Here is an 11,929-nt window from a genome sequence, read left to right as displayed (position 1 = left end):
CGTGGCGCAGCAACGAAAGGAGTGGTGTTCACATGTCCCCATCGCGTGAGGAACGTATAGCGGCGCTACCCGAGCACCTGCAGGCGCTCCTGCGCAGCAGACTCTCCGGCGACGCCGACCCGGAACCGGCCGACGAGCCCGCCGCGACCCTGCGGCCGGTGCCGCGCGGCGGCCCGCTGCCCATGTCCTTCGCCCAGCAACGTATGTGGTTCCTCTACGAGTTCGATCCGCTGGCCGTCGGCTACAACTCCTGCTTCGCGCTGCGCCTGCACGGCGCACTCGACGCCACGGCGCTGCGCCTCGCGGTGAACTCCGTGGTCGCCGGGCACGAGTCGCTGCGCACCACCTTCGACTCGGTCGACGGCAAGCCGGTACAGATCCCGCATGCCTCGATGGAGATCGAGCTGCCGACCGCGGAGCTGACCGCCGGGGACCCCACCGAGCGGGAGCAGGAGCTGCTGAGGGTGGTGGAGCGGGAGATCGCCCGGCCGTTCGACCTGCGGGTCGGCCCGCTGCTGCGGACCCTGCTCGTACGGGTCGGCGAGCGCGAGCATGTGCTCGTCCTGAGCATCCACCACATCGTTCACGACGGCTGGTCGCTGGGGCTGTTCACCCAGCAGCTCGGCGAGGCGTACGACACGGCCCTGACCGGCCGCGACCCGTCCCGCCCGGTGGCCGCGCTGCAATACGCGGACTTCGCCGTGCAGCAGCGCGAGCGGTTCTCCGACGGGGCCCTGGACGACTCGCTGAAGTACTGGAAGCAGCAGCTGGACGGGGTCGCGCCCCTGGAGCTGCCCACCGACCGGCCGCGTCCGGCGGTGCTCTCCGGCGCGGGCGGCGCGCATATTTTCGAGGTGCCCGCACCAGTGGTCTCGGGGCTGCGCAAACTCACCGAAGAGTCCGGAGCCACCCTGTTCATGACGCTGACCGCGGCCACCCAGCTGCTGCTCGGCCGCTATTCCCGCCAGGACGATGTCGCCGTCGGCACGCCGGTGGCCGGCCGCGGCGGCGACGGCGAGCTGGACGATCTGATCGGCTGCTTCCTCAACACACTCGTACTGCGCAACCGCATCGAACTCGACCTGCCCTTCCGGGAGTTCCTGTCACGGGCCCGGGAAACGGTGCTGGACGCCTTCGCCCATGAGGAGGTTCCTTTCGAGCAGATCGTGGACGCGGTCCAGCCTGGCCGCGACCCGAGCCGGATGCCGCTGGCCCAGGTCCTGGTCGTGCTCCAGAACATGCCGGAGGTGACACTGACGCTGTCCGGGCTCACCGTGGAGGTGATGACGCTCCCGCAGGCCAGCACCGGCTTCGACATCGTCTTCGCCTTCGAGGAGCGGCCCGACGGCACCCTGTGGGCGGCGGCGGAGTACAGCGCCGACCTCTTCGACGCGGAGACGGTACGGCGGATGTCCGGCCATCTGGTGACCCTGCTGGGATCTGTCGCAGAGGACCCGGACCGGCAGCTGGGGCAGCTCGAGCTGCTCACAGCGGCCGAGCGTGACCGGCTGACCGGGGACTGGGCCCGCAATCCCGTGGCGTCCCCCGACTCTGGCGCGGTGCACCAGATGGTGGCGCAGCGCGCCGTGGAGCGCCCCGAGGACATCGCGGTGCACTGCGGGGACCGGCGGCTGACCTACGCGGAGCTGGACCGCGACGCCAACCGGCTCGCCCACCATCTGCTCTCCCAGGGCGTGCGGCCCGGGTCCGTTGTCGGGGTGTGCTGCGAGCGCGGCCCCGAACAGGTGCTTGCCACCCTCGCCATCCTCAAGGCCGGCGCCGTGTTCCTGCCGCTGCACCCGGCCTTCCCGACGGCCCGCCGCATCCTGATGCTCACCGAGACCGGCGCGGCCATGGTCCTCACCCAGCGCTCCCTGCTGGACGGCTTCGCCGAGTCCGAAGCCGGGATCCGGACGCTCGCTGTCGACGACGAGTGGCCACGCATCGTGGCGCAACCCGTCACCGAGCCGAAGACTGCCCGCACCAGCCCGCAGGACCTGGCGTACATCGTCTACACCTCGGGCTCCACCGGGACGCCCAAAGGCGTGCTGCTGGGACACGCGGGCCTGGCCAACATGGTCACCGCCTCCCGGCGGAAGCTGGGCGCCGGCCCCGGTATCTCGGTGCTTCAACTGTCCTCACCGAGCTTCGACGGCGCGGTCTGGGAAACCTTTGTCGGTCTCACCTCGGGAGCTGTGCTCGCCCTGCCCGACGACCCGTCGGAGGCGCTCGGCTCCGAGCAGATCACCCGGCTGTCGGGGGGACGTCCCACCGTCCTCAGCCTGCCGCCCGCGGCGCTGGCGGCGGTGGAGCCGCGGGCACTGCCTGGCGGGTCCGTGGTGCTCGCGGTGGGCGACCGCTGCCCCGCCGACCTCGCCCGCGCCTGGTCGCGAACGCATCGCTTCATCAACGGCTACGGGCCGACCGAGAACACTGTCGGCGCCACCATGTACGAGGGCGACGGCGCGGACGGCACTTACGGAGTGCCGCGGCTGCCGATCGGCCGCCCGCTGCCCAACACCGAGGTCTATGTGCTCGACACCTTCGGCAAACCTGTGCCGACCGGGGTGACCGGCGAGATCCACCTCGGCGGGGCCCAGGTCGCCAAGGGCTATCTGGGACGGCCGGAGCTCACCGCGCAGCGGTTCGTACCGCACCCTTTCAGCGACGACACCGACGCCCGCCTCTACAAGACCGGCGACCTGGCCGCCTGGCTGCCGGACGGGAAGATCGATTTCCGCGGCCGGGCAGACGACCAGGTCAAGATCCGCGGATTCCGGGTCGAGCCGGGCGAGATCGAGGCAGCGATGCTGCGCCACCCGCACGTCGCCCAGGCGGCCGTCGTGGTCCGCGAGGGCAGCAGGGGCAAGCGGCTGGTGGGCTACGTGGTGCCCGCCGCCGCCGCCGGCGGCGGCGCGGCGCTCGCCGCGGAGGTACGCGATCTGCTCGCCGGGGAGCTGCCCGCCTTCATGGTGCCCAGCACCGTGACCTCGCTGGCAGAACTGCCGCTGACCACCAACGGCAAGGTCGACCGTGCCGCCCTCCCGGAGGAACAGGCCGGCGCCGAACGGATCGGGACGCCCCCCAGCGGCCCGATGGAGACCGCCCTGGCCGACGTGTTCGGCTCCGTACTGGGCATCGACGAGGTCGGCGTGGACGACGACTTCTTCGAGCTGGGCGGCGACTCGATCCTCTCCACCCAGGTCGTCGCCCGCGCCCGGCAGGCCGGACTGCGGATCACCACCAAGGAGCTGTTCCAGCACAAGACGATCGCCCGGCTCGCCCGTGTGGCGCGCGCCGAGGACGCCGGGGAAGCCGATACCGCCGAGGACGCGTACCGGACCGGACCGGTGCCGCTGACACCGGTGCAGCACTGGTTCTTCGCCCACCACACCGTCAACCCGCACCACTTCAACCAGTCGCTGCTGCTGGAGCTCGTGCCCGGCGTCGACCACACAGCCCTGCGCGATGCGCTCGGCCTGCTCGTGGAGCGCCATGACGCGCTCCGTACCCGCTTCGCGTTCGAAGACGGGCGCTGGCTCCAGGAGATACGCGCCGAGGCCGCCGGCCGCTGGCACTTGCGGCGGGTGGACCTGACCGGGACCGCCGGCGAAGCGGCGGCCGACCGGCGGATCGAGGAGGAGGTGGCTGCCGCACAGCGCGGGCTGCACCTGACCGAGGGGCCGCTCGTACGGGCCGTCCTTTTCGACCTCGGAACGGACCGCGCGCCGCAGCTCTTCCTGACCATCCACCACCTGGTCGTCGACGCGGTGTCCTGGCGCATCCTGCTGGACGACCTGCGCCGCGGCTACGCGCAGTTCGCCGCCGGGCAGCACGTCGACCTCGGCCCGCGCAGCACCTCGTTCGGGCAGTGGTCGCACCGACTTCGGGAGCACACCGCGGCGGGCGGTTTCGACGACGAGCTGGCGCACTGGCGCGGCATGCCCACGGCCGCTGGTCCGCCCGAGGCGCTCGGCACGTTCGCCTCCCGCCGCACCGTTCGGGACGGCCTGGACGCGGCCGGCACCGAGGTGCTGCTGCGCCGGGTCCCCGGCGTCCTGCGGGCGCAGGTCAACGAGGTGCTGCTGGCCGCGCTCGGCCAGGCCCTGAACGGCTGGGGCGGCACCGAACAGACCCTCGTCGACCTGGAGGGGCACGGCCGGGAGGACATTCTGGACGGCGTCGATCTCAGCGGTACGGTCGGCTGGTTCACCACCATCTACCCCGTGGCTCTCGATGTGCCCAAGGACGCGGCGCCCACAGCCGCCGTACGAGCCGTCAAACGGCAGCTGCGCACCCTGCCACGGCGCGGGATCGGCTACGGCGCGCTGCGCCACCTGACGCCCGGGGCGGACGCAGCGCAGCAGGACGGTGGGCCGCTGTCCGCGGTGCGCTCCCGGGTGAGCTTCAACTACCTGGGGCAGTGGGACGGCCAACTTCCCGACGGTGACGAGCTGGTGATCCGCCACCTGGAGCACCGCGGCCAGGATCACGAGCCGGCCGAACAGCGGCTCTACGCGCTGGAGGTCTCCGCCGCGGTCCAGGACGGCCGCCTCGAACTGAGCTGCTCCTACTCGCCCGCATCGCATGACGAGGCGGTGGTCGGTGGCCTGCTGCGGACCATGGCCGACAGCCTCCGGGAACTGGTGCGCACATGCGGATGAGCGGGCCGGGACCCTTCACACGACAGGACGACAACCCATGACGACCACTCACCCCTGGCTGGTGATACCCAAACGGCGGCCCACCGCGGGGGTGCGGCTGGTGTGCCTCCCGCACGCCGGTGGCAGCGCCAGCTTCTACCGGCGTTGGGCACAGCACCTGGACTCCTCCATCGAGCTCCAGATCGTTCAGTACCCGGGCCGGGAGGAGCGGGTCAACGACCCGTTCGTCCAGGACCCCGCGGCCCTGGTGGCTGCCGTCACCGGGGCGGTGCTGGACACCGCGGAGCCGGACGTGGAGACCGTGCTCTTCGGACACAGCATGGGCTCCCTGATCGGATACGAGACGGTGCGGGCCCTGCAGACGCACGACTTGCGGGTGGGCAGGCTCTTCGTTTCCGGGCAGGCGGCCCCCGATGAGCGGATCGGCCGCCCGCCCGCCGAGGCGCTGGCTGACGACCGCATCCTGCACGAGGTCGAGAAGCACGGCGGCACGCAGATGAGCGTCTTCGACGACCCGGACATCCGGGAGATGGTGCTGCCGATCCTGCGCAACGACTACCTGCTGATCGACTCCTACAGCCCGGTGGAGACCCCGCCGATCGACACCGGCATCGTCGCCATCACCGGCGACCGGGACGCCAGCGTCAGTGTCGAGCGGGTCCGGCGGTGGGAAGGCGTGGCCGGCAAGGAGTTCCAGCTGCATGTGCTCCCCGGCGGGCACTTCTATCTCGCCGAGCAACGCGCACAGGTCATCACTCTGCTGCATCGGTACCTGCTCAACGAGGCATGAAATGCCAGCAATTTAAGCGAGGGCTGAAATACACACTCGGGCGGCCCCTCCCGAACAGAAAGGAGGTGCCGCCCGTTGCGCTGCAATTTTCCTGCCGGAATGCCACGCGATGCCGTCGCTGACCACCTGGAGTGCATGTTTCCGCTGAGCCTTAAAAGCTTGTCTTGATCTCATCTGCTGCTGAAAGATTCCGGCTGTGCAGGCAACTTGGAAACAGCCGAGTTGCGCATCCGACAGGGGAGGGCCTCAGTGCTCGGAAACGTCGTCATCGTCGGTGGTGGTACCTCCGGCTGGATGACCGCATCGTATTTGAAGGCCGCTTTCGGAGAGCGGATTTCCGTAACGGTCGTTGAATCCAAGCGGATCAAAACGATCGGGGTCGGTGAGGCGACCTTCAGCACGGTGCGGCACTTCTTCGACTACTTGGGCCTTCCGGAGCATGTCTGGATGCCGAAGTGCAACGCCACGTACAAGCTCGGTATCCGCTTCGAGAACTGGCACCGCAAGAACAGCTACTTCTACCACCCCTTCGAGCGGCTTCGGGTCGTCGACGGCTTCCCGCTCACCGACTGGTGGCTGAACAAGCGCCCCGGCGACAGCGAGCGGTTCGACCAGGACGTCTTCCTCATGTCGGCGATCTGCGATGCCGAGCGCTCGCCCCGCTACATGGACGGGACCCTGTTCGAGCAGGACTTCAAGGAGAAGGGCAACCCCAAGGACGGGGACCTGGAGCGCAGCACCCTCTCCGAGCAGGACACGCAGTTCCCCTACGCCTACCAGTTCGACGCGAGCCTGCTGGCCGACTACCTCGCCGAGTACTCCACGGAGCGCGGCGCCCGGCACATCGAGGACGATGTGGTCGAGGTGGCCCGCGACGACCGCGGCTGGATCAGTCACCTCACGACCCGCGAGCACGGCGAGATCACCGGTGACCTGTTCATCGACTGCACCGGATTCCGCGGGCTGCTGCTGAACCAGACACTCGAAGAGCCTTTCATCTCCTTCCAGGACACCCTGCCCAACGACAGCGCGGTCGCGCTTCGGGTGCCCGTGGACATGGAGAAGCGCGGACTGCGGCCGTGCACCACGGCCACCGCCCAGGACGCCGGCTGGATCTGGACGATTCCGCTCTTCGGCCGCGTCGGCACCGGCTATGTGTACGCCAGCGACTACACCACCCCGGATGAGGCCGAGCGCACGCTGCGTGAGTTGGTCGGCCCGGACGGGGCGGACATGGAAGCCAACCACATTCGTATGCGCGTCGGCCGCAGCCGGAATGCTTGGGTCAACAACTGCGTGGCCATCGGCCTCTCCAGCGGATTTGTGGAGCCGCTGGAATCGACCGGCATTTTCTTCATCCAGCAGGGCGTCGAAGAACTCGTCAAGCATTTCCCGAACGAGGACTGGGACCCGAGTCTGCGGGATTCCTACAACCGCTTTATCGGCAATGCCATCGATGGCGTACGTGAATTCCTGGTGCTGCACTACCGGGGAGCCGGCCGCAGCGACAACGCCTACTGGCGGGACGCCAAGACCCGTGCCGTGCCGGACGGTCTGGCCGAGCGCCTGGAGCGCTGGCAGTCCAAGCTTCCGACCACCGAGTCGATCTTCCCGAACTACCACGGCTTCGAGCCCTACTCCTATCACTCGATGCTGCTCGGTCTCGGCGGCCTCGACCTGAAGGCCCCGCCGGCACTGGCCCTGATGGACGACTCCGCGGCGCAGGCAGAGTTCAAGCTGCTGCGCGCCCAGTCGCAGGAACTCGCGAAGCGGCTGCCGAGCCAGTACGAGTACCTCGCCCAGATGCACTGACCGTCGCACCGAGCACCGAGCAGCTTCGTCGAGGAAAGAGGAGTCGTGGACGCTCTCGCGTACGTCCCGGCCGTGTTGCTGGTGGGATCAGTTGTACCCGCCGTGGCGCTGGGAAGACGGGTGGCCCGTCTGCTGGGCCAGCCCGTCATCGTCGGGGAGATCACGCTCTGCCTGCTCCTCGGCGCCCTGGTGGCCACGCAGTTCGGCTGGGGGGAAGGCGCCACCGCGGGCTGGCCGGTGCTGGAGAAGGCCGGGCATCTGGGCCTGGCACTCTTCCTCATCGGCGCGGTGCAGGAGATCCGCGCCGGCTCCACCCGGCTGGGAGGCCGCGCCGTCGTATGGACATCCGTCGGCTCCGCGCTGCTGCCGATGGCCTGCGGCGCCCTGCTGGCCGTCTGGGTGCTCGCCGAGGGAGATCCCGCGCTGCGCGGCGGCGCACCGACCACCGCCCTGGTGCTGATGCTCGCCATTGCCCTGTCGGTGACGGCGGTTCCGGTGCTCGCCGGAATCCTGGAGGACCGCGGACTGCTGCACACCGACACCGGCCGGCTGGCGATGGCCGCCGCGGTGTCCATGGACGCGGTGAACTGGGCACTGCTGGCGGTCGCCGTCGGCCTCGCCACCGGTGGCGAGCAGGCGACGCCGGCCATGGCGTTCGCCGGCGGCCTGCTCGCAGCCTGGGGCATCCGCAGGCTCGGCGGCATACCCGCCGCCCGCGCCCTCGCGGTGCGGGTACGGCCCGCGGTGCCCATCGGGCTGACCGCGCTGACGGCGGTTGCGGCGGCGCTGGTCACCGGCGAGCTGGGTCTCACCGATGTGCTGGGCTCCGTACTGGTCGCGCTGGCGCTCCCGGCGGACGGCGGCACCGGCCCGTGGACCCACGCCGCCCGCACCGTCGGGCGGTGGGGCAGGCTCGTACTGCCGCTGCTGTTCGTGATCACCGGCGCCGGGCTCGGCAGCAGCCCGCTGGGGGTCTTCTCCTGGCAGGCGATGGGCCTGGGCATCGGGCTGGCCATCTTCGGGAAGCTCGTGGGCAGTTACTTCGGCGCACGGGCCGGCGGCCAGAGCGTCCACACCAGTCTGCGGCTCGCCTCGCTGCTCAACGCCCGTGGCCTGACCGAGATCACCGTTCTTCAGATCGGTTACCAGGCGGGCATCCTGACGCCCGCGCTCTACCTCGCGCTCGTCGTCATGGCACTCGTCACGACAGCACTCAGCGGCCCCCTCTTGTGGGCCATCGACCGCCGTGTCCCGGTCATCCCCGTGGTCGCGGAGAGCCCCCTCCACCCAGTCGAGCGGTGAGTCACGTGGAACTCGTCACCCCAACCACCACCCAGGAGAGCACGCCAGCCCTGTTCCGCAGCTTCATGGCCGGCTTCCCGAGCGGAGTCGCCGTCGTCACAGCCATGGATGCCCAGCGCGAACCCTGGGGCATGACCTGCTCCGCGCTGTGCAGTGTCACCGTGGACCCGCCCACTCTGCTCGTCGGCATGCGGGTGGACAGCCCGACGCTGCGAGCAGTCATGATCACCGGTACCTTCGCCGTGAACCTGCTGCACGCCAAGGGGCAGGACACCGCGGAGCTGTTCGCCTCCGGCGCGCCGGACCGATTCCACACCACGCCGTGGCACACACCGAAGGACGCTGCGGGACCACACCTGGCCCGTGACGCCCATGCGGTAGCCGACTGCCGGGTCCGCCAGAGCGTCCGCATCGGCGGTCAGCGGATGGTCTTCGGCGAGGTCTACCGGGTCACCGGGCCGACCGACGAGCCCCCGCTTCTCTACGGACGCCGGCAGTTCAGCGCCTGGCCGGCCGACTGAGCCGTATACCGCACCACCCCAGGCGGATAACCCAGCAACAGGAGAGACACGAGCCATGAGCTCAAAAGCGCGCACCCGCACGACCCGGCTCCGGCGCTATCTGATGTGCCGCCCCAGCCACTTCGAGGTCACCTACTCGATCAACCCGTGGATGGACCCGGCCAAACCGGTGGACACCGAACTGGCCGTGGCACAGTGGGAAAGCCTGCGTGACCTCTACATCTCCCTCGGTCACACGGTCGAGCTCATCGAACCGATTGCCGGTCTGCCCGACATGGTCTACGCGGCCAACGGCGCCACCGTCGTCGACGGCAAGGTGCTCGGCGCCCGGTTCCGCAATGCCGAGCGGGTCGCGGAGGGACCCGCCTACCTGGACTGGTTCCGCGCTACCGGCTTCACCGAGCTCTGGGACCCCACGGAGATCAACGAGGGCGAGGGCGACTTCCTCGTCACCGGGCGGCACATCCTGGCCGGCCACGGCTTCCGCAGCTCCCGCGACGGGCACGCCGAGGCCCAGGAGTTTTTCGGCCGCCCCGTCATCGGGCTCGAGCTCATCGATCCCGCCTATTACCACCTGGACACCGCTCTCGCCGTCCTCGACGACGAGGAGGTGATGTACAACCCGGCGGCGTTCTCGCCAGGCAGCCGTGCCGTACTGGAGAGGCTCTTCCCCGACGCCGTGCTCGCCGAGCCGCACGATGCCGCCGTATTCGGCCTCAACGCGGTCAGCGACGGCCGCAACGTGATGCTGCCGGAGGCGGCCACCGGGCTGGCGGAGCAGCTGCGCGCCCGGGGCTTCCACCCGATCGGCATTGACCTGTCGGAACTGCTCAAGGGCGGCGGCAGCGTCAAGTGCTGCACGCTCGAATTGCGCGAGCCCCGCTGACCGTCCGGCCCGGCCCGCGCCAAGTGCCGCCGACGGCCCGGCCCGCCGAACACCCTTCCCGTACCTGCCTGTTGACCGTACGGCCCAGCGGCCGTACACCCCGCTGAGCGCGCCCGAACGGGCCGGCGCCCGGTGCCTGACCGGAGGCTCCGCACGACACCCCCCATGGACGTGCGGAGCCTCCTACGTCTTGCCTCTGCCGACCCCCGCCATGCCCCACCGGGATCCGGCCCGGGGCACATCCCGAGAACCGCTGTGGAGGAGAGATGAACACGATCCCGACTGGCGCGGACCGAGCCCAGGGCACCATCGACCGCGGAATCCAGCGCGCCGGCACGATGCCGGTGGACAAGTACCTTCCCTACGAGGCGGTCGGACTGCCCGACCGGACCTGGCCGGGGCGCCGCGCCGAACGCGCACCGCTGTGGTGCAGCGTGGACCTGCGGGACGGCAACCAGGCGCTTACCGACCCCATGGACATCGACCGCAAGATGCGCATGTTCGAACTCCTCGTGGCCATGGGCTTCAAAGAGATCGAGGTGGGCTACCCCACCGCCTCCCGCGACGACCATGACTTCCTGCGCCGGCTCATCGAGACCGGCGCCATACCCGAGGACGTCGTCATCCAGGTCATGACGCCGATCCGCGGTGACTTCATCGAGCGGACCGTCAAGGCCCTGGAGGGCGCCCGGCGCGCGGTCCTCCAGGTCTTCAACCCCACCTCGGAGATCCAGCGCCGGGTGGTGTTCCGCACGGACCGCCGGCAGACCCTCGGCCTGGCGATGGACGGCGCGGAACAGGCCCTCAAACTCCAGGAGTCGATCCCGGGCACCGAAATCTTCCTGCAGTACGCCCCCGAGTCGTACACCCACACCGAGCCGGACTTCGCCCTGGAGATCTGCAACTCCGTGCTGGACTTCTGGGCCCCGCGGGCGCAGCACACCCTCCGCATCAATCTGCCCGCCACGGTGGAGGTCTTCCCACCGCAGGAGTTCGCCGACCGGATCGAGTACACCCACCGCAACCTCGCGCACCGCGAGCGCACCATTCTGGGCGTGCACCCGCACAACGACCGCGGCAGCGGCGTCGCGGCGGCTGAACTGGCGGTGCTGGCCGGCGCCGACCGGGTCGAGGGGACGCTCTTCGGCAACGGCGAGCGCACCGGCAACGTCTGCCTGGTCACGCTCGCCATGAACCTCTTCTCCCAGGGCATCGACCCCATGCTCGACCTCAGCGACATCGACGGCGTCCGCAGAGCGGTCGAAAGCTGTAACCAGATGCCCGTCGGAGCCCGGCATCCCTGGGCAGGCGACTTCGTCTACACCTCCTTCGCCGGCACCCACCAGGACGCCATCGCCAAGGGCCTTCTCGCCCGCGAGCAATCGGGCCAGAAGATCTGGGACGTGCCGTACCTGCCCATCGACCCCCGCGACATCGGCCGTGACTACCAGGCACTGATCCGCATCAACACCCAGTCGGGCAAGGGCGGTATCGCCCATCTGCTGCGCACCGAGTACGGCATCGAGCTCCCCCGCCGGCTGCAGATCGACTTCGCCGCGGTGATGCAGCAGGTCTGTGAGGAGCTCGGCGGAGAAATCACCGGGGCACAGCTGTGGACTCACTTCGAGGAGCGCTACATCCGCCCCGGACACAAGGCGGCACCCGGCCGGGAAGCCGCCGTCACGGTGCCGGGCACCGGCAGCGAACGGTGGACCGAGCTGGGCCGGCGGGCGCTGGCGACGGCCGGTCTCGACGGCTTCGTGCAGGGCGTAAGCGTCGAGCGCGCGGGTGAGCCGCTCAACGCCGTGACCGCATTCTGCGAACTGGTCGTGGATTCCCACTCGTTCTGGGGCGTGGGCATCGCGGACACCGAGGACACGGCGGCGGCGCTGGCCGTCGGCTCCGCGGCCCGCCGCGCACTGACCGCGGCCCACATGGACGACCGGTGATCCCG

The 11,929-nt window shown here is 69.9% G+C and carries 7 protein-coding genes; all 7 read left to right on the top strand.

Annotated features, from left to right (window positions below; translation table 11 throughout):
• Positions 1–32: 32 nt before the first annotated feature.
• Positions 33–4,664, top strand: a complete 4,632-nt coding sequence (locus ACWGJY_RS12015; protein WP_453260660.1) for an amino acid adenylation domain-containing protein — start codon at positions 33–35, stop codon at positions 4,662–4,664.
• Between the two features lie 37 nt (positions 4,665–4,701).
• Positions 4,702–5,454 carry a thioesterase II family protein gene (locus ACWGJY_RS12010; protein WP_453260659.1) on the top strand — a complete coding sequence of 251 codons (753 nt, stop codon included), beginning with the start codon at positions 4,702–4,704 and terminating at the stop codon, positions 5,452–5,454.
• A gap of 294 nt (positions 5,455–5,748) precedes the next feature.
• A complete protein-coding gene (locus ACWGJY_RS12005; RefSeq protein WP_453260658.1) occupies positions 5,749–7,266 on the top strand; it encodes a tryptophan halogenase family protein in 1,518 nt (505 codons plus the stop codon).
• Between the two features lie 45 nt (positions 7,267–7,311).
• Positions 7,312–8,568 carry a cation:proton antiporter gene (locus ACWGJY_RS12000; RefSeq protein ID WP_453260657.1) on the top strand — a complete coding sequence of 419 codons (1,257 nt, stop codon included), beginning with the start codon at positions 7,312–7,314 and terminating at the stop codon, positions 8,566–8,568.
• Entirely contained in the window at positions 8,565–9,089 is a 525-nt protein-coding gene (locus ACWGJY_RS11995; protein ID WP_453260656.1) for a flavin reductase family protein, read from the top strand. The genes ACWGJY_RS12000 and ACWGJY_RS11995 overlap by 4 nt, the downstream gene beginning before the upstream one ends.
• A 55-nt stretch (positions 9,090–9,144) precedes the next feature.
• The gene (gene ddaH, locus ACWGJY_RS11990; protein WP_453260655.1) at positions 9,145–9,975 is read left to right on the top strand and encodes a dimethylargininase; all 831 of its coding nucleotides are present in this window, start codon (positions 9,145–9,147) and stop codon (positions 9,973–9,975) included.
• A gap of 266 nt (positions 9,976–10,241) precedes the next feature.
• Positions 10,242–11,924, top strand: a complete 1,683-nt coding sequence (locus ACWGJY_RS11985) for a 2-isopropylmalate synthase (protein ID WP_453260654.1) — start codon at positions 10,242–10,244, stop codon at positions 11,922–11,924.
• Positions 11,925–11,929 lie beyond the last annotated feature (5 nt).

This window comes from Streptomyces sp. NPDC054765 (assembly GCF_053612065.1).
This window is presented reverse-complemented; position numbering and strand designations above follow the sequence as displayed.

Bases quoted from the DNA above. Each gene is read 5' to 3' on its own strand.
- ACWGJY_RS12005 (WP_453260658.1), top strand. From the start codon at position 5,749: ATGACCGCATCGTATTTGAAGGCCGCTTTCGGAGAGCGGATTTCCGTA.
- ACWGJY_RS12010 (WP_453260659.1), top strand. From the start codon at position 4,702: ATGACGACCACTCACCCCTGGCTGGTGATACCCAAACGGCGGCCCACC.
- ACWGJY_RS11985 (WP_453260654.1), top strand. From the start codon at position 10,242: ATGAACACGATCCCGACTGGCGCGGACCGAGCCCAGGGCACCATCGAC.
- ACWGJY_RS12015 (WP_453260660.1), top strand. From the start codon at position 33: ATGTCCCCATCGCGTGAGGAACGTATAGCGGCGCTACCCGAGCACCTG.
- ddaH (WP_453260655.1), top strand. From the start codon at position 9,145: ATGAGCTCAAAAGCGCGCACCCGCACGACCCGGCTCCGGCGCTATCTG.